This window comes from Leptotrichia hongkongensis (genome assembly GCF_041538065.1).
In the GTDB taxonomy this organism is placed as follows: domain Bacteria; phylum Fusobacteriota; class Fusobacteriia; order Fusobacteriales; family Leptotrichiaceae; genus Leptotrichia; species Leptotrichia hongkongensis.
Window position 1 is genome coordinate 40,153 of the sequence record NZ_JBGORW010000003.1, and the last position, 25,012, is coordinate 65,164.

The following is a 25,012-nucleotide window of genomic DNA, read 5'->3' on the forward strand; positions in this document are numbered from 1 at the left end:
TTTAACTGTTTATTCATTAGAATATTTTTCAAAAGCTTTTTCAAATCCAATTGTATAAATATCAAAAAAGAAATTTATATTTTTTTCAGGAATATCACCTAATGCTTTCATAACATTTTTTGCAAAATGTACTGGACTGTCACCTCTTGCAGTTACCATCTTTCCATCAATTACTGATTCTGCTTTCACAAAATTTTCAGAATTTGTATAACTTTCATTATCCTTTATATCAGCAAGATTGTTTACAGTATGTTTGCAATCATTTAGAAGTCCGTTAGTTGCAAGGAAATAAGCGGCATCACAAATTGCACTCACAACTTTATTTGGATTATTCTTAAATTTTTTAACAAGTTCAATAATTGTGTAGTTTGTTTCAAAACTCTGGTTTCTCCAAGTTTTTCCTCCAATTAAAATCAATCCGTCAGTATTGTCTTCTGTTATTTCTTCTAATGTCATATCAGGTATCATTTTTAAATTACCCATTGACACTTTAATATCCTTATCAGTTGAAGCATAGCTAACTGAATAATTTTGAGTTATATTTTTGTCATTCAATGCTGAAGACAGAAATGCAGTTTCCCAGTCTGCAAATTCATCTAAAATTAAAAAAACTATATTTTTCATTATTGTTTTGTCCTTTCTTAGCTGCGATTAATTTTCTATTTTAAAACCAAATAAAATTATTTCGTTTTTAATAGTTTAATTTTAAAAAGTTTTAAAAGAATTGAAAATATTATAAATTATAATATAAAAAAAGTCAAATTTTTAATTTTTTACAGGCTGTCTTATTACTGTCTTCATCTTATTCACATCTGCCTTTCTCGGGTCGCTCAAATAAATTTCATGATGATATCTTTTTTCTGTTAATTCTATATTATATCCATTTTTTTGTGCAAATTCATTCATTCTTTGGATAGTTTCAGGCTCATCATTGTAGCTTCCTATATGCATGCATTGTACACAAAGTCCTTCATTATAGCTGAAAAATTCAACTTTTGAAAAATCTTTTTTCTTTTTTTCAGTGGCACACTTTATAGCCCATTTTACATCTTCCTTTTTAATAAAATCAGGTACTCTAATTAAAGAAATCCAGTTAAATAATTCCTTGTTTAACAAATAATTTTCATTCTCTACATTTTCCTGCCACCAAAGTCCTTCTAGTGGTGGAACAACATAGTCAAAAAATCCTTCAATTTTGTATTCTGTTTTATAGCTCATCTTAAGAGTGTAGGCAACTCCATATAGCATTTCAACTGCTTTCTGATACTCACCATCTTTTTCGTTGGGATTTCCTTTTCCTCGCACTGCTATAAAATTCATTTTAGGAATTTCTATAATTTCAGGTTTTTCTGACGGTCTATAAAATTTTTTAAATTCTTTCTTAAAATCAAATGCCATAATTATCATCTCCTAGTTATTATTTTATGCTAATATAAATGTGAATTTCCATATTTTCATAATCATTACCTGCTATATATTCTTCAAAATCATAAGTATAGTTTCTTATATCAGATTTTTCCTTCCCAAATTCTTCCCAAAATTTATACCAAAATTCTCCAACAGCCTTTACAGGATCACCAAAAATCACAAATTTTGCATATTTTCCTTTAGGAATTTCTAGACTTGTCATATCTTCAGGAATTTCATCAATTTTATTTTTCACTTCACAGCCTGTAAGACAGTCGTACTCAAAGCCATTTTCATTACTGTAATTATAATAGACTCCAATAGCATTATTGTTAATTCTGTCCTTTATATTTTTGGTACCTTTTTCAGAATACAGTTTTTCCCATAAATTTGAAATTTTTTCAGACATTGTTTCATCATCTTTCACTCTTGTTTTAAATCCAACAAGAATTTTTTCTTTAATTTCTACTATTTCATATTTCATAATTATCATCTCCTAATTATTATTTTATACTGATATAAATGTGAATTTCCATGTTTTCATAGCTTTCACCTGATATTTCATAATTGTCTTTAGTTATATATTCTTCAAAATCATATGTATACCTTCTATTATCCGAAAAATCTTCACTCAATTCTTTCCAAAATTTATTCCAAAATTCTCCAACAGCCTTTTCAGGATTTCCAGTAATTACAAATTTTGCATATTTTCCTTCAGGAATTTGGATTTTTATCATATTTTCAGGGATTTTATCTATTGCATCCTTTACTTCACAACCTGTAAGACAGTCATACGCAAGTCCATTTTCATTACTGTAGTTATAATAAACTCCCATAAGATTACCGTTTTTTCTATCTTTTACATTTTTGACACCTTTTTCAGAATACAAATCTTTCCATAAATTCCAGATTGTATCATGTGCTGTTTTCTCTTCCTTTATTCTCGCCTTTAATCCAACAAGAGTTTTTTCTTTAATTTCTACTATTTCGTATTTCATAATTATACCACCTTTTCTATCAAGTTTTATTGTATCAATTATAGCAATCATAATATGACAAGAGTATGTCATATTAAAAAATAAAATTTTGATTTATAAAAAATATATTTGTTAAGAAAAATTTAAAAAAAAAATACGACAATAAAATATTGCCATATTTATTAATTTTTATAATTTATCTCATCAATTCTGGACCATAACCAAAACCAAGATATTTGTAAATAGCATTATTTATGGTGTAATCTTGAATTACTCCCCATGTATTAGGATATTTTTTTACATATACTTTGATATCGTTTTCCATATATTGTAAATTATTTCTTTTAACTAATTGCAAATAAAATTCAGAACCTTTTTCTAGCAAAAAGTTTTGATATTGTTTATTGTTCATTTTTGAAATTTTTTTCTTTTCTTCATTGCTAATTTTTTTTATGTAATTTTCTAATTCAGAGGCATGAGCTGTAAAATTAGGACCTTTAATATGTACAGTTAGGACAGCTGTACCATTTTTAATTTCGGCATCCAATACTTTGTATGAAATTTTTGAGTTTGCGATTATTAAATAATCTGTAGAATTTTTTAATGATTTATCTGTCTGACTTGCTGCAATATCTTCTAAATTTTTTTTACGTTGATTGCTTACATTTTTTCCCAAAATTTCATTTGTACCTTCCACAGAGTTTGTAAAAACATTTTTCTTGACATTTTCAGGATTTGTGTGAAATTTCATAAAATCATAAAAGCTGTTGATTACGGCTTGTTTTTCATCATTTGAAGTATTGTTTTTAGCATTAGAAAATCCAAAGATGCTAAAAAATAAAAATGTTACTGTTAAAAATTTTTTCATTTGCAACACTTCCTTTCGTTTTTAATATTTTAGAAAATTATAGCATTTTATTCTTGAAAAAAACTTTGAAAAATATTTTCCTATTTATAATTTTCTTTCATTTTTGCAATTTTTTCAAACATAATTTTCTTTATTCTCTCTGGCTCTTTTACCTTCAAATGTTCTCCAAAAGATAGAAGATAGCCGTAAACCCATTCATTTTCAGGATATTCCATTATAATTTCAAAATTGCCATTTTCCATTTTGTTTATATTCTCTTCAGAAAATTCATCATAAATACGGTATGCCTGTGATTTGTCTATTTCAACTATGATTTTTATATTTTTTACCATACTTTTTTTGTTATTTATTTCAAAGTCTTTGATTGTTTTTTCAAAATATTCGTTTGTTAAAGTCAGATTTTTAATTCTTGTTATTTTAAATTGACGAATATCATTTTTTTTGTGGCAATAGGCGAATAAGTACCATGCTTTTTCTTTAAACCATAAATTTAAAGGGTCTGCTGTTCTTTCATAATGTTCGCCTTTTGTGTTAAAATAGTTAAATTTTACGGTTTGTTTAGTTAATATTGCCTCTTTAATTTTTTCAAATAAAGTACTATCATCGCAATTATATCTTGAAAAGTCTATTTTTATCCAGTTGTCTGACTTTTTGTTAAAAATAGTTCTTAATTTTGAAAGAGTTTTATTGTTGTTAGGATAATTAGTGGCATTTAAGCTTTGAAGGGCATAAAGTATTTCATTTTGCTCATTTTGTGAAAGTAGCGATTTATTTATGATATAGCTATCCATTAATTTTATTCCACCAGATTTTCCCCTTTGAAAATATACTGGAATACCAGCAGAAGAGAGAATGTCAATATCTCTATAAATTGTTCTGACAGACACTTCAAAATGTTCAGCAAGATCTTTTGCAGTAATAGCTCTTTTCTCCAGCAATAAATATACAATTTCAAATAATCTGTTGATTTTCATAATAACTAAACTCCTTAAAATATTAGATAGAAAAAAAGGAGAAATGCCTACTAAGAGACAGAACTCCTTATTCCAAAGTTTTTTATGATTTTTTTTAATCATTTTATATGATTTTATTATTTCTTGTTTACACAAGAATTATATGTAAAGAATATATTTATTTATAAGAAATTAATTCACAAATTAACTAAATGGATTAATTGCCCATCTAAATGTCTTGTTGTAAAAATCACTGTCTAAACTAGAAACTGTTACTCTTCTACTTCCAGAAGAAGCATGAATAAACTGTCTATTACCCATGTAGATTCCTACGTGAGAAATACGACCTTTTCCAGTTGTTTCAAAAAATACCAAATCACCTTTTTTCATATTCATTGATGAAATTCTTGGTTTAAATGTTGCTTGTGAACTTGAAACTCTAGGCAAGTTTACATTAGCAGCTTTTTTGAATACGTAACCAACGAAGCCTGAACAATCAAAACTGCTAGGACCAGTTGCTCCCCAAACATACGGTGAACCTAATTTTGTTTGTGCGAAAGAGATAATTTGATCTCTTACTGCTGTGGAAGAAGTTCCACCACTATTCACCTCTCTTGGTTTAGGTTTTGATACAACAGCTAAATCTATAGTTTTATTACTATAATGATTTTTGATTGTACTTTGTAAATCTGCAAATGATACAGCAGAAATAATCAAAGCTCCAGTTAGCATCAATATTTTCTTCATTAGAACCTCCAATCTACCTTTGAACTTTGGTAAACATATTATAGCAAAATCAACTTTTTTTTTCGTTTTATTAAAATTAATTTTAAATTAAAATGATAAAAAAGTAATTAAAAGCAATAATTGTCATTTTATAATTGTGAATCTATTTTGAAATTTTTTCTTGAAGTTTTTAAAAGATATTGTTATAATATAGTAGAAAAGTTAAAAATGAAATATAGAAAGGATGATAAAAATGAAAAAATTGATTTTAATTGGAATAACAATTATTTCAGCTATGGCTTTTGCTGATACAAACACAAAAAAAATTCTTGAAGAATACAGAAAAGAAGCTCTTCAAGATCAAGGAAGAAAAGAAGTTAGAGTAAAACCTGAAAAAGAAGCAAACAAAACAATTAAAGTAACACCAGTTACTGAAAATGTTGAAGAAGTTGTTGTAGAGGAAGTTGTTGAAGATAATACTGGTAATGTAGATGATTCTTTACAAAATGTTGACGCTGCAATTGAAAAGGTGAATTTTTATTTAAGAAATAACCCAGAAAAATTTGAAAAACTTGAAAGACGTTACAGAGCTGTTGTTGGACAAGAATAAATTTTTTAATGGAGGCACTTTATAGTGCCTTTTTATATTTGTAATATAATTTTAGATATATAATAGTTATATTATTTTTGATTTGCTATTTAGTATTTTTATGTATGTTTAGGAGTTAAACTGAAATTGAAGTTATTTATTGCAAAAAAATAGAGAATAAATTATAAAAACGCTTGATATAATGTATGTTATATGGTATTATAATAATACCGCTTTAAAATTAAATTTAAATATTTTTATTACTTTTTAAATACACTAAATTTAAAAAATATACATTTTTTAAACTGGTTTGATTTTGAAGAAATTAATCGTATCAATATTAAAATGCTTATGTTTTTATATTTGATATTTTGGAATAAAAAATGAGAGGATTAGAAAATAATGAAATTAGATGATTTTTCTGAGAAAAAGAGCACAGGTAGAGCAGTTCTGATTTTGATAATAATAATAATAATAATGTTTGCCTTTAAAAATAGAATTACAAGTTCATTTACATTTTTAGATGGAATAACTCAGTCAGTAAACTTTAGGTTAGTAAAAGTAAAAAGTATGTTATATACTCAGGTTTTAAAATTAAAATCACGAGTTAATGATATTAGTTATGTTGAAGATTATGCTGAAAATAATAAAAATAGAGATTTTGAATTACAGAAAAATAAAGTTCAGAATATGGAACTTGCATATTTAAAAGAAGAAAATGAAAAATTACGGCAAATGCTAGGTATGCGTCAAAAAAATCCAGCTGAATTTATAGCAGCAGATGTTGCACTTGTGGAAAATGGTAATTCATCTGAGAAAATGTATATAAATAAGGGGTCTGCACAAGGAATAAAAATAAATCTGCCAGTAATGTTTGACGGTTATCTTATTGGAAAAATTTCTAAGGTAAGTGAAGAATATTCAGAAGTGACTCTGTTAACAAGTAAGACTTCAAAATTAAGTGTCGTTTTAAATGGTTCTGATCAACAAATATTACGTGGAAATGGTAATGGAACTTTCTCTGTGCAAAATTATAATGAAGGTAAAGTAGATAAAAATACAATATTTAATATAGAAACTTCTGGAGTTAGTGATGTTCTGCCAAAAGGAATAAGAATAGGAAGTTTCAAAGTAACTGAAGTAAATGCATTTAATAAAATGAAAGAAATTAGATTTAAACCAAGTTTTAATATATTTGATATTCAAAGTGTGTTAGTTTACAAATGGAGTGTTAATGATATAATAAATACTCAGATACAAAATCAAGTGAAGGCTGAAGAACAGCAAAATAAAGAAAATTCACAAACAAATTAAAGAAAGTTGTATTAATATATACAAAATAGTGGCAACTTAATTAAGAATCACTATTTTAAAAATATAAAAAGAGGTGAGTTTGGTTATGTTAAAACAATTAACAATAACAAAAAAAGTTATATTATTATTTTTATTGGTATCAGTATTTTCTTTTTCTAAAGATTTTTGGGAAAAAAGAAACTTTACAGTAAACGTTACTGAAGATGCAACAATTAATGGCAAAAAAAGAAGCAAAAGTTATGTGATGTCTTATAATTCTGGGACAATGAAATTAACAATTACAGCTCCAAGTGTGAATAAAGGAGAAGTGTATACTTTTAGCGGAAGCAAGAAGACAATCTATTATCCAAGTCTAAAACAGACTGTAACACAGAAAGTTGAAAAAAGCGAAGCAAATATATTATCTGTATTTAATAAATTACGAGGTATAACTTCTAAAAAAACGCAAACTAGAAATGGAGATACATTTACATTTTCTAATAGTTGGCTAACTGCAATAAAAAGCAGTGGAAATACAGTGAATTTTAGTGACTATAAATCATCAAATGGGTATAGTTATCCAAGTAAAATATCTGTAAGTGATGGAAGTTCTCAAATAATTTACAGATTGTCTAATTTTAGATAATAAAAAATTTAAACTGATATGAAATAAAATGAAGATATGAAAATAATAAAGACAAATTGTATTGTTTTAAAGAAAGTAGAAATGAGAGAGGCGGATTTACTCGTAACATTGTTTAGTAAAGATTATGGAAAAATCATGGCAACAGCATATGGAATTCGAAAATCAAAAAAAAGAGATGTTATTTCTTTAAATCCGCTTAATAAAGTTGAAGTAACACTTATACAAAAGAATAATTACTATATTGTAAAAGATGTAGAAATAATCCAAAATTTTAAACATATTATGAAAGATATTGAAAAATTGGAAATTTCATTATATGTATTAGACAGTATAGATAAGATTTACTATACAACAGATGAAAATGGAGATTTTTTTGATAAATTAGTAGAAATATTAAGTTTTATTGATGTTCTTCCATATATAAAAAAAGGCTATAAATATTATATTTTATTATCATTTTTAAGAAGAATAATGATAGAACAAGGAATTTATGATATAAATGAAATTAGTTTGATACTAGAAAAAGAAAAATCGGAAAATATTAGAAAGTATAAGGAAATTTTAAAAATTTCAAAAAATAGTTTAGAAAATTCTGAAATTCAGGAAAAAATGGAAATGTATGTAGATTTTCTAAAAAAAATAGTTATAATTTTTGAAGATTTTATAAATTCAAATTTACAAACTAAGATAAAATTAAAGAAATTTATTATGGAGGAATTTTATGGAAATTAAAAATGTTGCTGATTATATTAAAGTTGACACAATAAATTTAAATTTGGAATCAAAAAATAAAAATGCAGTAATTAAAGAATTGTATGGTAACTTAAAAAAAACAAATTTAATAAAGGATGAAGAACAGGGATTAAATGATATTCTTGCAAGAGAAGAGATGGGTTCAACTGGAATTGGTAAAAGAATAGCGTTACCACATGCAAAAACAAAAGCAGTAGATGAATTGATTGTGACTTTTGGAATTTCAAGAAATGGAATAGCATATAATTCAGTAGATGATGAAAATGTAAATATTTTCTTTATGTTTCTATGTCCAGAAAATAAAAGTCAAGAATATTTAAAAGTATTGGCAAGAATATCAAGGTTAATAAGAGAAGACAGATTTATAGATAATTTATTGAAGGCTGAATCAAATGAACAAATTATTGAAATTATTCGAACAGAAGAGATGAATGGATAATAAGTCGTATTAAATATTATAGAAATAATTTTTAATAAATTAACATATAACCCTGTAAAATTAATAAAATATTTTAAAAAAGATTAGGGGGGAATATTATGAGATGTCCGTTTTGTGGTTATGAAAATACAAAAGTAGTGGATAGCCGTGCTTATTTTGAAGGAAACTCAATCAAACGACGGCGTGAATGTGAGAAGTGTGGTAAAAGATTTACCACTCATGAAAAAGTTGCTGAATTATCATTGGTTGTTGTAAAGAAAAATGGTGAAAAACAGCCATATTTACGCGAAAAAGTCTATAATGGAATTGTAAGGGCGTTTGAAAATAGACATATTGATGTAGAAAAAATAGAAGAAACAATAGATAAGATTGAGCGTGAAATATTGACTTCATATTCAGGTGAAATAAAATCAAGTGAATTAGGTGAAAAAATACTTTCATATCTAATAGATTTAGATGAAATTGCCTATGTGAGATTTGCCTCAGTTTATAAAAAATTTGATAGTTTAGATAGTTTTATAAAAGAAATAGAAAAAATAAGAAATGATAAAGACAAACAAGATAGACATAAAAATTTAAAAATATAGGAGGAATAATGAGAAAGCTACGTATAATAGGAAATATCATATTTTTCAGTTTAGTAGTTTACTTTATTGGGCAAAGTGCAAGAATCTTTTTTAATAAAAGATCTATGCAAAACAATTTGATTAGTACAGATAAAGAAATAAAAGAGCTTAACGATAAAAAAAATAGATTATTAAGTCAAGAAAAGAATTCAGATGAAGATGAAAAAACTGAAAAATTTGCGAGAAATAATTTGAATTTAAAAAAAGAAGGAGAAGAAACTTATAAAATTTCAGAATAATTTGTTAATAAATTATTGAAGTTAATTTTTATGAGTCATAGTATAATGAATAATATTTTTGACATGGAAAGTTTAAAAAATAAATTAGAGCTATATAAAATAGAAGATGAGAAGAATAAATATGTTTTTAGAGCAAATTTAAAATATATGATTTCATCGTCTATTTTTTTTATAATAATTGTTATTATAGCAGGATATTCTTTATATAAAGGAATTGCTGGAATTGAAAAATTAACAACTATAAAAATTGTTTTTATTGCGATTCTTTTTGGATATGTTATCGTTGCATCTTTTCTTTTATTCAGTTTTAAGATTGTGATTGAAGATAATAAAATATTTTTAAAAAAAATAACCATTAATATTGAAGATATTGAAAGTGCTAGTATAAAAATAATTAGAGTAAGTTCAAGTAAAGCAGATAAATTTTTAGAGGTAATAACAAAAGATAAAAAAAGAATACAAATTAGATTAAATATTAACAATGAATTGTTATTTTTAAAATTAATACAAAATAAAATTGGAGAAAAATTGGATATTTAAAAATATTCAGGAAAGGTAGAAAAATGAACATAAAAAAAATGATTGTAATAATTAATGTCCTTATATGTAGCTTTATGTTTGGAGATGACGGTTCTGTAAAAAAAGCTCTTGTAAAGGTTTATGCAGCTCATCAGATGTATAATTATGCATCACCTTGGCAAAATGGGCAGGACTACAATTCTACAGCAACAGGATTTATAATTGATGGAAACAGAATTATTACAAATGCGCATGCCGTATTAAATGAAAAATTCCTACAAGTTAGAAAAGAAGGAGATTCTAGAAAATACAAGGCAAATGTAAAATTTATCTCTGAAGAATATGATTTGGCTATGATTGATGTGGAAGACAAGTCGTTCTTTAATGGGACAGCTACATTAAAATTAGGAACATTGCCTCAAATTCAGGATAATCTTACGGTTTACGGGTATCCGCTTGGTGGGGATAAACTTAGTACGACTAGAGGAATAGTTTCTAGAATGGAGCATAATACGTATACTTTAACAAATCAAAAATTTTTAATAGGGCAAACTGATGCCGCCATTAATAGTGGAAATAGTGGAGGACCTGTTTTAAGCAATGGAAGAGTTGTTGGAGTTGCATTTGCGGGACTTACTCAAGCAGATAATATAGGATATTTTATTCCTGTAAATATAGTTAATAATTTTTTAGATGATATAAAAGATGGAACTTATGATGGACCACCAAAATTAGGAATACAATGGGCAAAACTTGAAAGTACATCACAACGTCAAATGTTAGGATTAAAAAATGATTCAAAAGGTATTATTATAAAAAAAGTTTTCACAAATTCGCCATTTTATGGAGTTTTACAAAGAAATGACGTATTGTTAAAATTAGATGGACAAAATATTGAGTCAGATGGAACAATTGAGTTTCGTAAAAATGAAAAAACAGATTTTAATTTTATAAACCAGGAAAAGAAATACGGACAGAATCTAAGTTATGAAATCATAAGAGATAAAAAAGTTCAAAAAGGACAAGTTACATTAAAGAAAACAGATATAAAGTATAGTGTTGTAAAAAGTACAAAATTACAGGATGCACCATCATATTATGTATACGGGGGATTAATATTTGAACCTCTTACAACAAATTATATTACAGCACTTTCTCAAGCACGACCATCAAATACACTTGCTGCAATATATGATAGAGAAGATTTGTTCAAGGATTACAATGGATTGGTGATTTTAGTAAGAGTTCTTCCATTTGATGTGAATCTTGGATATTCTGAGCTTGAAAATAAGATAATTACGAAGGTTAATGGACAAAAATATAAGGATTTTAATGATTTTGTACAGAAAGTTAAAAATACAAACAGTGAATTTATTGTTTTTGAAGATGAAGACAGTAATGAAATAGTACTTGATGTGGCAAAAGTTAAGGCTCAAAAAGCAGAATTGATGGACAACTATAACATTTCACATGAAATGTCGAGTGATATAAGATAATAAAACTAATTTAGGAGAAGAAAAGAATAAATATGGTAGAATTTTTTATTGCATTTAAGCATATTATTGAAAGAAAATTTCAAAGCATATTTTCAGTTCTTGGAGTTGCTATTGCAGTAACAGTTTTTATTGTTTCATTAACTGTTTCAAACGGACTGGACAAAAATATGATAAATTCATTATTGACAATGAGTCCACATATTCTTATAAAAAATAAAAAATCAACTTTTTTTGAAAATTATAATGAAATCATAGAAAAAATAAAAAAAATAGATGGCGTAAAAGCTGTTATCCCGCAAATAAATAGTCAATCAATAATAAAAAGCAATGGTTTGGCAAAAGGTGTGCTGGCTGATGGAATTAGTCCAGAAAATGTAAAAAATGGCTTAAATCTAAAAATAGTAGAAGGAAATGATAATATTGCAGAGCTTAATTCAGTTCTTGTTGGTGAACAATTAGCGATAGAGATGAACTTGCAAGTTGGGAAAGAAATAAGTCTTGTGTCTGCTGAGAATAAAGAAATAAAATTAATTGTCCGAGGTATTTTTAAAACAGGATTCTTAGATTATGATTCAAATCTTGCGATTGTACCATTAAAAACTATGCAAATTTTATCTGAACAAGGTGAATCTGCGACAGAAATTGGAATCAAGGTTGAACAGCCTCAAAAAGTTGAAAATGTATTGAATCAAGTAAAAAATGTTGTTAATCATAATGAATACGGTGTGATAAGCTGGAAGACGATAAATCAGAATCTTTTAAAAGCAGTACAGTTTGAAAAATTTGTGTTAATTGCGATTTTAAGTTTACTTCTTGTCATTGCAAGTTTTGCTGTATCGGTAATTTTAAATATGATTGTACGTGAGAAAATTAAGGATATTGGAATTTTGAAATCAATTGGATATACAAATAAAAATGTTCGAAGAATTTTTACTATAGAAGGATTGATAATTGGCGTATTTGGGATGATTTTGGCAAGTGGATTGTCGCCACTTGTACTTATAGGGTTAAAAATTTTATTTAAGGAATATATGAAAGGTGGAACTTATTATCTGGAAGAGTTGCCTTTGTATATTTCACAAAAGGAACTTCTTATTATTTATGGAGTAACATTTGTAGTTGTATTTTTGTCAACAATCTTCCCAGCAGCTAGAGCAGCCAGATTAAAACCTGTGGAGGCGTTAAAATATGAATAAAATAATAGAATTGAAAAATGTTAATAAAATTTATAAGACAAAAGTTGAAAATATTCATATTCTAAAAAATATAAACTTAGCGTTTAACAAAGGAGATTTTATTTCTATACAAGGTAAGTCAGGAAGCGGGAAAACATCCCTTTTAAATATACTTGGTCTTTTAGATGAGCCGACTGATGGAGAAATTTATATAGGTGGAGAAAAGATACACTATAAAAATGAAAAAGCAAAAACAGCAATAAGAAATAAAAAAATAGGATTTGTTTTTCAATTTCACTATTTGCTAAATGAATTTACAGCACTTGAAAATGTTATGATGCCTGCACTTGTAAATAAAAATATGAATAAGAATGAAATTAAGAAAAAAGCAAAAGAACTGCTTGCACTAGTGGGACTTGCAAAACGTATAAAACATAAACCAATGGAGCTTTCAGGAGGGGAAAAGCAGCGTGTGGCAATAGCAAGGGCAATGATTAACGACCCTGATATAATACTGGCTGATGAACCTACAGGAAATCTTGACACAGAAACAAGTAATATGATAAATGAACTATTTATGAAAATAAATCAAGAAAGAAATCAGTCAATAATAATAGTTACTCATAGTCTGGAACTAGCAAATTTGGCTACTTATAAGTATAAAATTGAAAATGGTGAATTTAATATGATTTTACCAACAATACAATTTTAGGAAATTTTGATAATGGAAAAAGAAAAAATTTATCTGCATTATGATATGGATGCCTTTTTTGCTGCAATTGAGCAAAGGGATAATAAGGAACTTAGAGGAAAGCCTATTGCAATAGGGCATGGAGTTGTTACAACGGCAAGCTATGAAGCTAGAAAATATGGAGTAAAATCTGCAATGCCAACAGTTCAGGCTAAACGGCTATGTCCAAATCTTATCGTTGTGAGCCTTAGAAAAGGTGTTTACTTTGAAGAGGGCAGAAGAATACAGGGATTAATAAAAAATGTATTGAAAAAATCCGAATTTACATCTGTTGATGAAGGTTATATTGATATTACAGAATTTATTCGAAATAAAAATATGAAACTTGATAAAAGAGATGAAATTTTAAAGATAGAGAGATTTATAAAAAAATTTAAAAAATTTATTTATGATAATTCTAAGCTTACTTGCTCAGTTGGTATAGGTTTTAGCAAGATAAGCGCTAAAATTGCAAGTGATATTGATAAGCCAAATGGTTATTTTATATTTAGAAACCGTGAACATTTTTTAGATTATATTTATAATAAGGAGCTTGGGATAATTCCAGGAATTGGAAAAAAAACAAGGGAAGTATTGAAATTATTTAATATAACGAATGTCTTTCAACTCTATGAAATTGAAAAAAATGAGTTAATCAGAAGATTTGGAGAAAGTAAAGGAGAATATCTGTATAATGCTATTCGTGGCTTGCATTCTTCTGAAATAAATACAGATAGAAAAAGACAGTCTTATGGACACGAAGTTACTTTTAATCAGGAGGAAAATGATATTTTGGCATTACATGCTGAATTAAAAAAGCAATCCGAAAGATTGAGCAGCAAACTTATTGAAAAAAATGAATTCGCTAAAACTATTACAATAAAAATCAGATATTCCAATTTTGTAACACATACCCGTTCAAAGACTTTGAAAAGTGCAACGAATGATGTAAACGAAATATACGAAGCAGCAATCGAAAATCTAGAATTCTTTGAAAAAAAAGATGAAGTACGACTTATTGGGGTACAGCTGAGTTCAATTTTGAAAAGTAATGTAGTTCAGTTGTCATTTGATGATTTAAAATAGATTATTAGAAAATTTGAGAAAAATTATTTAAGTTGGGAAGTGAAAGTAAATGACTTTAAATGAAAAAGAAATATTAGATTACATTGATGAAATAAATCTCTTGTTAGAGAAAGCCTATGTACCTTACTCAAAATTTCCTGTAGCAGCATTGTTAATCGATAATAATGGAAAAAAGCATAAAGGAGTAAATGTTGAAAATGCATCCTTTGGACTTACTCTCTGTGCCGAACGTAATGCGATTACAACAGCGGTTACTGAAAATATGGAGAAAATAAAAGTACTTGTTGTAACAGGAAATACACCTGAGCCAATTAGCCCTTGTGGAGCGTGTAGACAGGTAATAAGAGAGTTTTCTGACAACGATACAGTAATAATTTTAGCAAATAAAGATAAAAAATATAAAATCACTTCATTGGAAGAGCTTTTGCCATATTCATTTGGACCAGAAGATTTGTAGAAATTTATAATATTTTTTAAATAATTAATAAATTATTATATTTTTTACAGTTTTTACTTGGCAAAATCAAAAAAATAGGTTATAATATAATTGAAAATAACGTATGTTATATAAAAATTATAAACATAAATTTATATTATTAGGGAGTGATTTTTATGAAAAAGTTTGTACTAAAGAAAATGTTTCTAGTTTCAATTCTATCTATGGGTCTTAGTGCCATTTCAATGGGAGCGGCATTTATAACATCGTCAAAAGACAATGCAATTAATATAAGACAATCTGCTAATACAGATTCTAAAGTTATTGAAACTGTTACAAATGGACAGATATTGGAAAGTAATGAAAAGTCTGGAGAATGGCATAAAGTAACTTATTACGATAACGATATAAAAAAATCATTTACTGGTTATGTTCATGAAGGACAATTAAAGGAAATTGTAGGAAAACTTACTATAACTTCAAGCGAAGGATACAGTAATATAAGAGAAAAACCAACAACAAAATCTACTATAAAAACAAGATTAAAAACAGGACAAACTGTTTACGCAATAAGCAAAACAGATGACAACTGGTATTATATAAGATATAATGGAAATGAGCACGGATATATTTTCAGTAATCAAGTAAGTAAAAAATAAATTTAGAATAGTTTAGAAATAATTAATTATAAAGTAAAAAAATGGCAGGAAGTATTAATATATATAATCCTGCTATTTTTATATCCAAGAATTTACAGTAAAACTTATTTAAAACCAAACTCAAAAGCTATGACTATTTTACTCAAACCATAAATTTATATAATTTTTAGCAGTTTAATTTAAAATAGGTTTGAGTATATTTCAAAAATAAAAATGAAATTCGATAAAAATTGATTTGATAACTTTGATAAAAAAAATAAAATTTAATTCTTAAGTATCCATATAAGAGGCTCTCATTAAAAAAAACTGCTTATAATAAATATTTTTCTTATAGTTTTTATGTTTTTTCTTTTTATAAAGCAAGGGAAATCAATCGCCATTTCCCTTTATTTCGCAATAAAAGTTATTTTAACATCTTTAAATAATAGCATATTAAAGAGAATGGCGAAAGTGCTACGCACTAACCCTGGCTTGTCTAAGCATTTTTTTGAAATATTCCCAAATTTTATTTGGGAAAGTAGTCTAAACATTTATTATTTGGATAAACTTAAATTGCTACGAAAACGAAACTCGCTGACGCTCACTTTCGCAAATAAAGACTATAACAACTCCACAAAATATATTTGCGATAAAGGTTATGGCAAAAGAAACACATAAATGTGTTTAGTCATTTTTATTCCAAAAAAATCACGACATTCTATATTAAATTATAAAGATTATTGTATTTAAGTTTCAGGCTTTTACATTTTAAAAATATTAAATAAGCAAAATTTCGTTAAAGGAAAAATAACTAAATACGAATGTATTTCTTTCGCCATAATTTTTATAATGATAGAACTTATTTATGTTAAAATAACTTTTGTTTGCGAAAGTGAGCGTAGTTTTTTTACGAAGCGAGTTTTATTTTTTTTTTATAAGAAAGTTTTGCGTAAAGCGGGGTAGTTCGTAGAACATTTTGCCATTATCTTTAAGTAGTAGCCAGTTATACATGTTAAAATAATTATTATTGCGAAAAAGGGCATGGTGTCTGATGCCCTTACGTTACAAAAAAATTGAATAGAAAAAACATTATTAATCATAATATTTAATAAATTGAAATAAAAAAAGTCTTTAAGATGGATACTTAATGATGAATTTAATTAAAGGGTATTTAGCTGTATAATAGCATAATCTTGTAAAAAAAAATAATTTTAAATTCATAATTTTTTATTTCTGTTCTTTAAACGGGAAATAGCACTAACTATACATCTCATTCAGCCTTGCTTCAACAGTTTCATCATTTAAATAATCATCGTATTCCATTTCTTTTTCTAAAATACCTTTTGGTGTAATTTCAATTATTTTATTTGCAATTGTTTGAATAAATTCGTGGTCGTGTGTTGTGAATAAAATTGTTCCGTTAAATCTTTCCAGCGATTTATTTAACGATGTAATTGATTCAAGATCTAAGTGATCTGTTGGGTTATCTAATAATAGTACGTTTGCATTTGATAGCATCATTTTTGAAAGCATGCAACGAACTTTTTCCCCTCCAGAAAGTACTTTGGCCTTTTTTTTCGCCTCTTCTCCTGAGAATAACATTCTTCCTAAGAATCCACGTACATATTCTTCGTGCTGGTCAGGTGAAAATTGTCTTAGCCAGTCAATCAATGACAAATCTACACCTTCAAAAAATTCAGAGTTGTCTTTTGGGAAATAACTTTGAGAAGTTGTAACTCCCCATTCCACAGTTCCTGAATCTGGTTCTAATTCACCAGCTAGAATTTGGAAAAGAGTAGTCTTTGCAATGTCATTTTTTGATAAAATAACAACTTTATCCCCAGTATTTATCGTAAAGGAAATATTGTTAAGAACTTTTTCGCCATCGATAGTTTTGGTTAAGTTCTCAACTTTTAACATATTGTTCCCAGCTTCTCTTTCAGGCTTGAACTCAATGTATGGATATTTTCTGTTAGAAACCTGCATATCTTCAAATTGTAATTTTTCAAGCTGTTTCTTACGGCTTGTAGCCTGTTTTGATTTTGAGGCGTTGGCAGAGAAACGTGCAATAAAGTCTTGCAATTCCTTTTTCTTTTGCTCCATCTTCTTATTTTGGTTTCTGATTAATTCTTGCATTAATTGATTTGATTCGTACCAGAAATCATAGTTTCCAACAAACATTTTAATTTTTCCGTAATCAATATCAGCAATATGAGTACAAACCTTGTTTAAAAAGTGTCTATCATGTGAAACTACAAGTACAGTTGTATTTTCTAAGTCCATCAGAAAATCTTCTAGCCATTTTACTGCATGCAAGTCAAGTCCATTTGTAGGCTCATCTAATAATAATATGTCAGGATTTCCAAAAATAGCCTGTGCAAGCAGAACCTTTACTTTTTCAGGTTCTGTTAACTCTTTCATCAGTTTATGATGAAGTTCAGAAGGAATTCCTAAACCAATAAGAAATTTTTCAGCATTTGTTTCAGCTTCCCAACCGTCTAGCTCTGCAAATTCTCCTTCAAGTTCAGCCGCCAAGTTTCCGTCTTCTTCTGTAAATTCAGTTTTTGCGTATAGGGCATTTTTTTGCATCATAATATCGTATAATTTTGCATGCCCCATCATTACTACATTTAGCACTTCTTCATCTTCGTAAGCAAAGTGATCCTGTTTTAAAAATGATAACCTTTTATTTTTTTCTATAATAACTTCTCCAGAAGTAGAATCAAGCTCCCCAGTTAACACTTTCAAAAAAGTTGATTTTCCAGCTCCATTCGGTCCAATGATACCGTAACAGTTTCCTTCTGTAAATTTAATGTTTACTTCATCAAAAAGTTTTCGTCCACCAAACTGGACAGATAAATTACTTGTTGAAATCAAAAAAATTTCCTCCTTAAATATTTATATTTTACTTACATTATATCAAAAATTTTCACTAAAAACAAAATAAATTTATTTAAAACCTTTATTTTTTTCAAAATAATTGGTAAAATATACGAAAGAAAAATTTTAAAATGATAGAATGGGGAAAATTATGAATAAGACAAATTTTCATACTCACAATTACCGATGTGAACATGCCGTTGGAAATGTGGAAGATTATGTAAAAGTGGCAATTAAGGAAGGTTATACTGAACTTGGAATATCAGATCACGCTCCAATGCCTGAATATTATAAAAACAATAGAATGAAAGAAGAAGATTTTGACGGATATTTGAAGGAAATAGAAGAAGCACAGGAAAAATATGGAGATAAAATCAAGATTTATAAATCACTGGAGATTGAATATTTTCCAGAATTTATTGAAAAATATGATAAATACAGGGAGAAATTGGATTATCTTGTTTTAGGGCTGCATGCCTTTAGAAAAGACGGAGATAGCACAAATTATAATGCTTGGAAGATACAGACAGGGGAAGATGTGCTGGCTTATGCGAAATATATGGTTGAGGCTATAGAAAGTGCTAAATTTGACTACATTGCACACCCAGACTTATATGTAATAAATTATCGGACTTGGGATGAAAACTGTGAAAAAGCAGCACACATGATTTCAAAAGCGGCAGAAAAAATGGATGTACCGCTTGAAGTAAATGCAAACGGAATAAGAAAAACATTTGAAAGACATCCAGACTGGGACAGATATATGTATCCATACAAGGAATTTTGGGAAATTGTGAAGCAGTATAATGTTAGAACGATAATTGGTTCGGATACACACGATTTTAACAGAATGGAAGATAAAGAGATGGAAATTGCAAGAGAGTTTGCAAAAGAAATTGGGTTGAATGTGATTGAGAGTATTTTTTAGAATTGTAAAATTTAACAGGAGGAATTAAATTGAAGAAAATAATTTTATTTATTTGTATTTTAATAGGAGTGAGTTCATGTTCTGTTATTCGTGGATTTGCTGATATATCAAATCGAAATGCCAGAGGATATAAAACTGAATATAAACAAGAACAGTTAGCATTAGAACATCATAAACTAACATATAAATTTCCAAAAACAAAGGATAGTAGAAATAACGAGGAATATGAAACAGTATGGAATGGTATGAAGCTAATAATTCCTAAAAATACAACGATAGATAAGGAAGGTAAATTAGTTTATAAAGGTTATCAATTAAGAGTGGGATTTACTCAAACTGCTAATAGAGAAGAGCTTTGTAGAAATAATGTGAATGACAGTAAACAATGGTATAAGAAATATGATGGAAGTTATCGTATTTTAGAGTTTTATGAGTTTAAGTATTACAAAGGTCATCCAAATTTTAATTTAGATTTAGCTAAAGACATAGCTGCACTAAATGATTTTATCGAATGTTAAAAAATTTAGGGAAGGAGGATGTATAATATTATTATACGAGAAAATTAACATGAAAAAAATAATTTTACTTATTTGTATTTTATTAGGAATAAGTTCGTGTGAAGTCATTGATGAAGCTGTTCAAGATGCACGAGCATATGGAGATGCAACTAGATATGAAAAAAAGCAAGAGAGAATAGGAAACGAACTCTTTGATGAAGATACTCAAAAAATAATGTGGAATGGTATGGAATTAATAGTTCCCAAAAATACAAAAATAAACGAAAGAGGAAAACTAGTTTACGGTGATTATGAATTAAATATATATCTCTATCGTGTTACAAGAGAGAATATTTGTACAGCCAAAAAATCATTTAAAAAAGAATGGTATAAAAAATATAATAATAATTATTATGTTTTAGAAGGCTCTACATATAATAATTTAATTGTTCATTGGAATAGTAATATAAATTTAGCCAGAAAAATAGCTAGAGAAAATAATTTTACTGAATGTTAAAAAATTTTAAAGAAAGGAGTGTGTGATATTTATTATCATAACAATAAATAAAAATGGATAATACTTTTAGATTTTTAAAAGGGGCAAAAATGATACATCCTACGACAGGGATTACATTGGAGTATTTAGATAAATCTGATGCAGTTTGTTTTGTGCTGTTTAACGAAACAAAAGAAAAAGTAATTTTAGTGAAGCAGTTCAGACCAGGGTCAAAAAATTATGAAATTGAAGTTTGTGCTGGGCTAATTGATGGAGATGAAAAGCCTAGAGTTGCTGCATTTAGAGAGTTGAAAGAGGAAACTGGGTATTTGGAAAAAGATGTGACAGATATTGAAGAGTTGCCACAAGGACTGTATGTTTCGCCAGGATACACGACCGAAAGATTGTATTTTTTCAGTGCAAGACTAAAATCTGATGACATTAAGCCTGTAGAGCAGTCACTCGACCATGGGGAAGAAGTAGAAGTAGTATGGGTCGATGTGAAAGATATTACAAAGATGTCAAGAGATATGAAAACAATACTTGCAGTAACTTACTTTTCAAAAGAAGCTAAATAATTTTAATCTATAAATTAACTTTTGTACTAAAAAAGAAGGGAGGAGATTATGAAGATTTATTTACCGTTGCCTGTAATAATACTAATTTTTTATCTAATTTATGTAGTTTTTTTAGTAATTATGAAAAAGATTAGATTTAATGCAGAAAATTTGGAAGAATTGGATGGGGAATTTATATTTACTTTTATAAAAAGAATAAAAAAAGAACAGATATATTTCAATATTGATGAGGTTAAGATGTGCGTTTTAACACGAATTTTTATTCATCAGGGAACTTTTAAAACGATAAATTTTAATATCTTTTTGAATGACGGATATAGCTTGAGATTGAGGAAAAAGAATGAATGTTTATTATTTTTGCAAGTATGCCGAGAGAAAAGGGAAGAGCTGTATCAGAAAATTTTAAGTATGATACCTGCAGATATGACAGTTATTTCAATTATTGAAAAAGAGCTTGATAATTTTAAACGTTAAAACAACGTATGAAGGGGAAAAGAAGAATGGGTTTATGGAATTTTTTTAAGAAAAAGAAAAAAGTGCAGTCAGGTGTCTGTTTTTTAAATAAAAAATCCTCTATAGAGCTTGTAAAAAGCTTTTTGGAAACTTATGCAGATGAAATTAGTACAGTTTCAACAGAAGATGGGAATAAATTGACTGAAAAAACGAGGAAATTTTATTTTGAGCTAAGTGACGGAAGAAAGATAACAATAGTCGTAAATCCAGATAGAAATTTTCTCTTAAAAAGAAAAAATAGGAATAGAAATCTTTTTAGAAAAACTGAATTCAGAAAGTTTTAGAAATATAAGTGAAGAGCAGCTTTCTAAATATAATAAGCTATTTGTAACTGTAGAGGCGATTAATAAGGAAGAAATGAAAGATGAAGAGAAATTATTGGATAAAACCACAAATTTTCTAAGAAAATTTCATAAATTTATTATACAGAAGAGCTTGAATCATTATCATTTTGGCAATAGGAAGATGATTCAAAACCCTGAAAAATGGGAAGTTTCAGATTTTATTCCGCCACTTTCAGAAAAAATGTTCACTGAATATAATTTGGAAATAACAAACAATGATATTGAAAGAAAGAATAAAAATATAGACAGAATAAAACAGAAAGGTCTTCCATATAATGAAAATATGGAAGAGATTCCATACATAAATTTATAATGTTAGTTAAAAATTTTTATTTATGATTTTTTTATTTTTATAAAAACCTAAAAATAGCTAATAGTCAAATCAATTAATTTTAAATAAAATTTAGACTACTAAACAAATTTAATTAAAAAAAGGGGCTTATAATAAAATAATTTGAAAAATTAATTGACAATAGATTTCAAAAATGATAATATTAAAACATAGAATTTAAAAGAAATTTTTGTAATTATAATGTGTAGAAGGAGAAAAATTAAGATGAAGAAAATCGCAATCTTAACAAGTGGAGGAGATTCACAGGGGATGAATACAGTGATAAGAGCTGTCACTAAAGCTGCTATAAACAAAGGAATGGAAGTTTATGGTATAAGAAGAGGATACAAAGGTATGCTTGAAGATCAGATTTTTCCATTGACATTGTTAGATGTAAGTGGAATTGCTGATAAAGGAGGAACAATTTTACTATCAGCAAGATTGCCAGAATTCAAAGATCCTGAAGTTAGAGCAAAAGCGGCGGCTAATTTAAAAAAATATGGAATTGATGGATTAGTTGTAATCGGTGGAGACGGATCATTCCATGGGGCACACTATTTGTATGAGGAACATGGTATTAAAACAATTGGAATACCTGGAACAATTGATAATGACGTAGCTGGAACTGACTATACAGTTGGTTATGACACAGCATTAAATATAATTTTAGATGCTATTTCTAAATTAAAAGATACAGCAACTTCACACGAAAGAACATACTTGGTTGAAGTAATGGGAAGAAACTGTGGAGATTTGGCTCTTTATTCTGCAATAGCAGGAGGAGCAAGTGGAGTAATGATTCCTGAAGCTCAAAGTTCTATTGATAAAATAGCTGAAGTAATCAAAAAAAGACGTGCGGAAGGTAAATTGTACGATATAATCGTAGTTGCAGAAGGTGTCGGAAATATTATGGACATTAAGGATGAATTAGCTAAAAAAATTGATACAAATATAAGAGTTACAATTTTAGGGCATATCCAAAGAGGTGGAGCACCAACAGCATTTGACAGAATATTAGCAACAAGATTAGGAGTAAAAGCGGTTGAGCTTATCGAAGAAGGAAAAGGTGGATTAATGGTTGGAATTCAAAGTGAAGAAGTAACAACTCATAAATTATCTTACGCTTGGGAAAATTATTCTAAAACATCTGCTTCTGATTATGCAATCGCAAATATGTTATCATTATAATTGTTAAACTCTTTATTAGATTTAACAGTTTAAAAAATAAATGAATATTTCTTACGGAAGTAAGAATTCATTGATAAAATAAGGCAATGAAATTTTAAATATCAAATTTTAGGAGGAAAAATGAAAATTAAAATGACTAAAGTTGTTTGTACTATCGGTCCAAAAACTGAAAGTGTTGAAATGTTGACAAAATTAGTAGAAAGCGGAATGAACGTAATGAGATTGAACTTTTCTCATGGTGATTTCGAAGAACATGGAGCTAGAATTAAAAATATTAGAGAAGTAATGAAAAAAACAGGTAAGGAAATAGGAATTTTATTAGATACTAAAGGACCTGAAATCAGAACTGGAAAATTAGAAGGTGGAAAAGACGTATTATTAGAAACTGGTAAAAAAGTAACTATTACTACTGATTACTCTTTCGTTGGAAATGCTGAAAAATTTGCAGTTTCTTATCCTGGAATTGTTGATGACTTGTATGAAGGAACAACAGTATTATTAGATGACGGTTTAGTTGGATTAAAAGTTGAAAGCGTTGATAAAGCAGCTGGAGAAGTTCACTGTGTTGTTACAAATACTGGAGAACTAGGAGAAACTAAAGGTGTAAACTTGCCGGATGTTTCAGTTGGATTACCAGCATTAGCTGAAAAAGATATTGCTGATTTGAAATTTGGTTGTGAACAAGGTGTTGACTTTGTAGCAGCATCATTCATAAGAAAAGCATCTGACGTTGCTGAAGTAAGAAAAGTATTGGATGACAACGGTGGAAAAAATATTCAAATTATTTCAAAAATTGAAAGCCAAGAAGGTGTTGATAACTTCGATGAAATCTTGGAATTAAGTGATGCAATCATGGTTGCCAGAGGAGATTTAGGAGTAGAAGTGCCTGCTGAAGAAGTTCCATTTATGCAAAAAATGATGATTAGAAAATGTAATAAAGTTGGAAAACCAGTTATTACTGCAACACAAATGTTAGACTCAATGATTAGAAACCCACGTCCTACAAGAGCAGAAGCAGGAGACGTTGCTAACGCTATCTTAGACGGTACAGATGCAGTTATGTTATCAGGAGAATCTGCAAAAGGTAAATATCCAGTAGAAGCTGTTAAAATGATGGCTACTATTTCAAAAAGAACAGATGAATTTAAGAAATTTAAAACAGTTGAAACTCCAGATGGATCAGAAATTTCTGTTACAGAAGCAATTTCAAGTGGTGCAGTAAGCACTTCGCAAGCATTAGATGCTAAATTAATCGTATGTTGGACAAAAACTGGTAGAGCAGCAAGAATGATTAGAAAATATGGACCAGTTGTACCAATTATTGCTTTGACAGACAATGACCAAACTGCTAGACAGTTAGCATTAGTAAGGGGAGTTAGAGCTTACGTAGAAAAAGGATTGGATAAAACAGATGATTTCTTTGCAAGAGCAAGAGAAATTGCTGCTAATCATGAAGAAGCTAACAAAGGTGATTTAGTAGTAATGGTAACAGGAATCTCTAAAGAAGGAACAACTAATACATTTAGAGTAGAAAGAGTTGGAGAATAATTAAAAAACAATTATTATAAATAATTTTTATGAGGGAAATGGTTTTTGTGCCTTTCCCTTTTTAAAATAGTATAGTTATTTTTTAAAATTTTTATATTGTCTAATTTTATAAT

At 27.8% G+C, this 25,012-nt stretch carries 31 protein-coding genes; 23 read left to right on the forward strand and 8 right to left on the reverse strand.

Features of this window, described 5'->3' with window-relative positions; genetic code table 11:
• Nucleotides 1–9: 9 nt before the first annotated feature.
• From ACEG17_RS02905 to ACEG17_RS02935, 7 genes are all read right to left on the reverse strand, one after another.
• Nucleotides 10–624 (reverse strand): DJ-1/PfpI family protein, encoded by a 615-nt coding sequence (locus ACEG17_RS02905; RefSeq protein WP_372582476.1) that lies wholly within the window; start codon nucleotides 622–624, stop codon nucleotides 10–12.
• A 141-nt stretch (nucleotides 625–765) separates the two neighbouring features.
• Nucleotides 766–1,398, reverse strand: a complete 633-nt coding sequence (locus ACEG17_RS02910; RefSeq protein WP_372582477.1) for a GyrI-like domain-containing protein — start codon at nucleotides 1,396–1,398, stop codon at nucleotides 766–768.
• A gap of 19 nt (nucleotides 1,399–1,417) precedes the next feature.
• Complete coding sequence (locus tag ACEG17_RS02915) at nucleotides 1,418–1,891, reverse strand: GyrI-like domain-containing protein (protein WP_372582478.1); 474 nt, start codon at nucleotides 1,889–1,891, stop codon at nucleotides 1,418–1,420.
• Nucleotides 1,892–1,910: 19 nt separating this feature from the next.
• Complete coding sequence (locus tag ACEG17_RS02920; protein ID WP_372582479.1) at nucleotides 1,911–2,405, reverse strand: GyrI-like domain-containing protein; 495 nt, start codon at nucleotides 2,403–2,405, stop codon at nucleotides 1,911–1,913.
• Between the two features lie 175 nt (nucleotides 2,406–2,580).
• The gene (locus tag ACEG17_RS02925; RefSeq protein ID WP_372582480.1) at nucleotides 2,581–3,252 is read right to left on the reverse strand and encodes a hypothetical protein; all 672 of its coding nucleotides are present in this window, start codon (nucleotides 3,250–3,252) and stop codon (nucleotides 2,581–2,583) included.
• An 80-nt stretch (nucleotides 3,253–3,332) separates the two neighbouring features.
• A complete protein-coding gene (locus ACEG17_RS02930) occupies nucleotides 3,333–4,226 on the reverse strand; it encodes a helix-turn-helix transcriptional regulator (RefSeq protein ID WP_372582481.1) in 894 nt (297 codons plus the stop codon).
• 183 nt (nucleotides 4,227–4,409) lie between these two features.
• On the reverse strand, nucleotides 4,410–4,952 hold the full coding sequence (locus ACEG17_RS02935) for a C40 family peptidase (RefSeq protein WP_372582482.1): 543 nt from the start codon (nucleotides 4,950–4,952) through the stop codon (nucleotides 4,410–4,412).
• A 232-nt stretch (nucleotides 4,953–5,184) separates the two neighbouring features.
• Between ACEG17_RS02935 and ACEG17_RS02940 the strand changes: the two genes are divergently transcribed.
• The 14 genes from ACEG17_RS02940 to ACEG17_RS03005 all read left to right on the forward strand — a co-directional run bounded on the left by ACEG17_RS02940 (nucleotide 5,185) and on the right by ACEG17_RS03005 (nucleotide 15,617).
• Nucleotides 5,185–5,541 (forward strand): hypothetical protein, encoded by a 357-nt coding sequence (locus ACEG17_RS02940; protein ID WP_372582483.1) that lies wholly within the window; start codon nucleotides 5,185–5,187, stop codon nucleotides 5,539–5,541.
• A 381-nt stretch (nucleotides 5,542–5,922) separates the two neighbouring features.
• Nucleotides 5,923–6,834: a rod shape-determining protein MreC gene (gene mreC, locus ACEG17_RS02945; RefSeq protein ID WP_372582484.1), complete on the forward strand. Its 912-nt coding sequence runs from the start codon at nucleotides 5,923–5,925 to the stop codon at nucleotides 6,832–6,834.
• A gap of 85 nt (nucleotides 6,835–6,919) precedes the next feature.
• Nucleotides 6,920–7,459 carry a hypothetical protein gene (locus tag ACEG17_RS02950; RefSeq protein WP_372582485.1) on the forward strand — a complete coding sequence of 180 codons (540 nt, stop codon included), beginning with the start codon at nucleotides 6,920–6,922 and terminating at the stop codon, nucleotides 7,457–7,459.
• A gap of 36 nt (nucleotides 7,460–7,495) precedes the next feature.
• Nucleotides 7,496–8,191 (forward strand): DNA repair protein RecO, encoded by a 696-nt coding sequence (gene recO / locus ACEG17_RS02955; protein ID WP_372582486.1) that lies wholly within the window; start codon nucleotides 7,496–7,498, stop codon nucleotides 8,189–8,191.
• The gene (locus tag ACEG17_RS02960) at nucleotides 8,181–8,651 is read left to right on the forward strand and encodes a PTS sugar transporter subunit IIA (protein WP_372582487.1); all 471 of its coding nucleotides are present in this window, start codon (nucleotides 8,181–8,183) and stop codon (nucleotides 8,649–8,651) included. Before recO ends, ACEG17_RS02960 begins: the two co-directional genes overlap by 11 nt.
• Before the next feature lie 98 nt (nucleotides 8,652–8,749).
• Entirely contained in the window at nucleotides 8,750–9,238 is a 489-nt protein-coding gene (gene nrdR, locus ACEG17_RS02965) for a transcriptional regulator NrdR (RefSeq protein ID WP_299571798.1), read from the forward strand.
• Between the two features lie 8 nt (nucleotides 9,239–9,246).
• Nucleotides 9,247–9,516 (forward strand): FtsB family cell division protein, encoded by a 270-nt coding sequence (locus ACEG17_RS02970; protein ID WP_147005727.1) that lies wholly within the window; start codon nucleotides 9,247–9,249, stop codon nucleotides 9,514–9,516.
• 30 nt (nucleotides 9,517–9,546) lie between these two features.
• Nucleotides 9,547–10,056: a hypothetical protein gene (locus ACEG17_RS02975; RefSeq protein WP_372582488.1), complete on the forward strand. Its 510-nt coding sequence runs from the start codon at nucleotides 9,547–9,549 to the stop codon at nucleotides 10,054–10,056.
• 23 nt (nucleotides 10,057–10,079) lie between these two features.
• On the forward strand, nucleotides 10,080–11,531 hold the full coding sequence (locus ACEG17_RS02980) for a S1C family serine protease (RefSeq protein WP_372582489.1): 1,452 nt from the start codon (nucleotides 10,080–10,082) through the stop codon (nucleotides 11,529–11,531).
• A 32-nt stretch (nucleotides 11,532–11,563) separates the two neighbouring features.
• Complete coding sequence (locus ACEG17_RS02985) at nucleotides 11,564–12,727, forward strand: ABC transporter permease (protein ID WP_372582490.1); 1,164 nt, start codon at nucleotides 11,564–11,566, stop codon at nucleotides 12,725–12,727.
• The gene (locus ACEG17_RS02990) at nucleotides 12,720–13,418 is read left to right on the forward strand and encodes an ABC transporter ATP-binding protein (RefSeq protein ID WP_147005724.1); all 699 of its coding nucleotides are present in this window, start codon (nucleotides 12,720–12,722) and stop codon (nucleotides 13,416–13,418) included. The genes ACEG17_RS02985 and ACEG17_RS02990 overlap by 8 nt, the downstream gene beginning before the upstream one ends.
• A 12-nt stretch (nucleotides 13,419–13,430) precedes the next feature.
• Nucleotides 13,431–14,522: a DNA polymerase IV gene (dinB, locus tag ACEG17_RS02995; protein ID WP_372582491.1), complete on the forward strand. Its 1,092-nt coding sequence runs from the start codon at nucleotides 13,431–13,433 to the stop codon at nucleotides 14,520–14,522.
• Between the two features lie 49 nt (nucleotides 14,523–14,571).
• The gene (gene cdd, locus ACEG17_RS03000) at nucleotides 14,572–14,979 is read left to right on the forward strand and encodes a cytidine deaminase (protein WP_372582492.1); all 408 of its coding nucleotides are present in this window, start codon (nucleotides 14,572–14,574) and stop codon (nucleotides 14,977–14,979) included.
• A gap of 155 nt (nucleotides 14,980–15,134) precedes the next feature.
• Nucleotides 15,135–15,617, forward strand: coding sequence for an SH3 domain-containing protein (locus tag ACEG17_RS03005; protein WP_372582493.1), 483 nt, complete (start codon nucleotides 15,135–15,137; stop codon nucleotides 15,615–15,617).
• A 1,236-nt stretch (nucleotides 15,618–16,853) separates the two neighbouring features.
• Here ACEG17_RS03005 and ACEG17_RS03010 read toward each other — a convergent pair.
• Nucleotides 16,854–18,473 carry an ABC-F family ATP-binding cassette domain-containing protein gene (locus ACEG17_RS03010; protein ID WP_372582494.1) on the reverse strand — a complete coding sequence of 540 codons (1,620 nt, stop codon included), beginning with the start codon at nucleotides 18,471–18,473 and terminating at the stop codon, nucleotides 16,854–16,856.
• 154 nt (nucleotides 18,474–18,627) lie between these two features.
• Between ACEG17_RS03010 and ACEG17_RS03015 the strand changes: the two genes are divergently transcribed.
• The 9 genes from ACEG17_RS03015 (at nucleotide 18,628) to pykF (ending at nucleotide 24,899) form a co-directional block, all read left to right on the forward strand.
• Nucleotides 18,628–19,404 (forward strand): histidinol-phosphatase, encoded by a 777-nt coding sequence (locus tag ACEG17_RS03015; protein WP_372582495.1) that lies wholly within the window; start codon nucleotides 18,628–18,630, stop codon nucleotides 19,402–19,404.
• 29 nt (nucleotides 19,405–19,433) lie between these two features.
• The gene (locus tag ACEG17_RS03020) at nucleotides 19,434–19,922 is read left to right on the forward strand and encodes a membrane lipoprotein lipid attachment site-containing protein (RefSeq protein WP_372582496.1); all 489 of its coding nucleotides are present in this window, start codon (nucleotides 19,434–19,436) and stop codon (nucleotides 19,920–19,922) included.
• Nucleotides 19,903–20,418 carry a hypothetical protein gene (locus ACEG17_RS03025; RefSeq protein WP_372582497.1) on the forward strand — a complete coding sequence of 172 codons (516 nt, stop codon included), beginning with the start codon at nucleotides 19,903–19,905 and terminating at the stop codon, nucleotides 20,416–20,418. Before ACEG17_RS03020 ends, ACEG17_RS03025 begins: the two co-directional genes overlap by 20 nt.
• A gap of 53 nt (nucleotides 20,419–20,471) precedes the next feature.
• Nucleotides 20,472–20,975 carry an NUDIX hydrolase gene (locus ACEG17_RS03030; RefSeq protein WP_372582498.1) on the forward strand — a complete coding sequence of 168 codons (504 nt, stop codon included), beginning with the start codon at nucleotides 20,472–20,474 and terminating at the stop codon, nucleotides 20,973–20,975.
• A 48-nt stretch (nucleotides 20,976–21,023) separates the two neighbouring features.
• Nucleotides 21,024–21,449 carry a hypothetical protein gene (locus ACEG17_RS03035; protein ID WP_372582499.1) on the forward strand — a complete coding sequence of 142 codons (426 nt, stop codon included), beginning with the start codon at nucleotides 21,024–21,026 and terminating at the stop codon, nucleotides 21,447–21,449.
• A 26-nt stretch (nucleotides 21,450–21,475) separates the two neighbouring features.
• Nucleotides 21,476–21,772 (forward strand): hypothetical protein, encoded by a 297-nt coding sequence (locus ACEG17_RS03040; RefSeq protein ID WP_372582500.1) that lies wholly within the window; start codon nucleotides 21,476–21,478, stop codon nucleotides 21,770–21,772.
• Nucleotides 21,773–21,845: 73 nt separating this feature from the next.
• On the forward strand, nucleotides 21,846–22,145 hold the full coding sequence (locus tag ACEG17_RS03045) for a hypothetical protein (protein ID WP_372582501.1): 300 nt from the start codon (nucleotides 21,846–21,848) through the stop codon (nucleotides 22,143–22,145).
• Nucleotides 22,146–22,388: 243 nt separating this feature from the next.
• Nucleotides 22,389–23,351 carry a 6-phosphofructokinase gene (gene pfkA, locus ACEG17_RS03050; RefSeq protein WP_372582502.1) on the forward strand — a complete coding sequence of 321 codons (963 nt, stop codon included), beginning with the start codon at nucleotides 22,389–22,391 and terminating at the stop codon, nucleotides 23,349–23,351.
• 120 nt (nucleotides 23,352–23,471) lie between these two features.
• Nucleotides 23,472–24,899, forward strand: coding sequence for a pyruvate kinase PykF (gene pykF, locus ACEG17_RS03055; RefSeq protein ID WP_372582503.1), 1,428 nt, complete (start codon nucleotides 23,472–23,474; stop codon nucleotides 24,897–24,899).
• The last annotated feature ends 113 nt before the right edge of the window (nucleotides 24,900–25,012 follow it).

Coding starts and splice junctions, on each gene's coding strand:
- ACEG17_RS02935 (WP_372582482.1), bottom strand. CDS start 4,952: ATGAAGAAAATATTGATGCTAACTGGAGCTTTGATTATTTCTGCTGTA.
- ACEG17_RS02980 (WP_372582489.1), top strand. CDS start 10,080: ATGAACATAAAAAAAATGATTGTAATAATTAATGTCCTTATATGTAGC.
- cdd (WP_372582492.1), top strand. CDS start 14,572: ATGACTTTAAATGAAAAAGAAATATTAGATTACATTGATGAAATAAAT.
- nrdR (WP_299571798.1), top strand. CDS start 8,750: ATGAGATGTCCGTTTTGTGGTTATGAAAATACAAAAGTAGTGGATAGC.
- ACEG17_RS02985 (WP_372582490.1), top strand. CDS start 11,564: ATGGTAGAATTTTTTATTGCATTTAAGCATATTATTGAAAGAAAATTT.
- ACEG17_RS02925 (WP_372582480.1), bottom strand. CDS start 3,252: ATGAAAAAATTTTTAACAGTAACATTTTTATTTTTTAGCATCTTTGGA.
- mreC (WP_372582484.1), top strand. CDS start 5,923: ATGAAATTAGATGATTTTTCTGAGAAAAAGAGCACAGGTAGAGCAGTT.
- ACEG17_RS03030 (WP_372582498.1), top strand. CDS start 20,472: ATGGATAATACTTTTAGATTTTTAAAAGGGGCAAAAATGATACATCCT.
- ACEG17_RS02920 (WP_372582479.1), bottom strand. CDS start 2,405: ATGAAATACGAAATAGTAGAAATTAAAGAAAAAACTCTTGTTGGATTA.
- ACEG17_RS03025 (WP_372582497.1), top strand. CDS start 19,903: ATGATTTTATCGAATGTTAAAAAATTTAGGGAAGGAGGATGTATAATA.
- ACEG17_RS02930 (WP_372582481.1), bottom strand. CDS start 4,226: ATGAAAATCAACAGATTATTTGAAATTGTATATTTATTGCTGGAGAAA.
- ACEG17_RS02970 (WP_147005727.1), top strand. CDS start 9,247: ATGAGAAAGCTACGTATAATAGGAAATATCATATTTTTCAGTTTAGTA.
- ACEG17_RS02975 (WP_372582488.1), top strand. CDS start 9,547: ATGAGTCATAGTATAATGAATAATATTTTTGACATGGAAAGTTTAAAA.
- pykF (WP_372582503.1), top strand. CDS start 23,472: ATGAAAATTAAAATGACTAAAGTTGTTTGTACTATCGGTCCAAAAACT.
- ACEG17_RS02910 (WP_372582477.1), bottom strand. CDS start 1,398: ATGGCATTTGATTTTAAGAAAGAATTTAAAAAATTTTATAGACCGTCA.
- dinB (WP_372582491.1), top strand. CDS start 13,431: ATGGAAAAAGAAAAAATTTATCTGCATTATGATATGGATGCCTTTTTT.
- ACEG17_RS02905 (WP_372582476.1), bottom strand. CDS start 624: ATGAAAAATATAGTTTTTTTAATTTTAGATGAATTTGCAGACTGGGAA.
- ACEG17_RS03015 (WP_372582495.1), top strand. CDS start 18,628: ATGAATAAGACAAATTTTCATACTCACAATTACCGATGTGAACATGCC.
- ACEG17_RS03035 (WP_372582499.1), top strand. CDS start 21,024: ATGAAGATTTATTTACCGTTGCCTGTAATAATACTAATTTTTTATCTA.
- ACEG17_RS03045 (WP_372582501.1), top strand. CDS start 21,846: ATGAAAGATGAAGAGAAATTATTGGATAAAACCACAAATTTTCTAAGA.
- ACEG17_RS03040 (WP_372582500.1), top strand. CDS start 21,476: ATGGGTTTATGGAATTTTTTTAAGAAAAAGAAAAAAGTGCAGTCAGGT.
- ACEG17_RS02990 (WP_147005724.1), top strand. CDS start 12,720: ATGAATAAAATAATAGAATTGAAAAATGTTAATAAAATTTATAAGACA.
- recO (WP_372582486.1), top strand. CDS start 7,496: ATGAAAATAATAAAGACAAATTGTATTGTTTTAAAGAAAGTAGAAATG.
- pfkA (WP_372582502.1), top strand. CDS start 22,389: ATGAAGAAAATCGCAATCTTAACAAGTGGAGGAGATTCACAGGGGATG.
- ACEG17_RS02950 (WP_372582485.1), top strand. CDS start 6,920: ATGTTAAAACAATTAACAATAACAAAAAAAGTTATATTATTATTTTTA.
- ACEG17_RS02940 (WP_372582483.1), top strand. CDS start 5,185: ATGAAAAAATTGATTTTAATTGGAATAACAATTATTTCAGCTATGGCT.
- ACEG17_RS02915 (WP_372582478.1), bottom strand. CDS start 1,891: ATGAAATATGAAATAGTAGAAATTAAAGAAAAAATTCTTGTTGGATTT.
- ACEG17_RS02960 (WP_372582487.1), top strand. CDS start 8,181: ATGGAAATTAAAAATGTTGCTGATTATATTAAAGTTGACACAATAAAT.
- ACEG17_RS03005 (WP_372582493.1), top strand. CDS start 15,135: ATGAAAAAGTTTGTACTAAAGAAAATGTTTCTAGTTTCAATTCTATCT.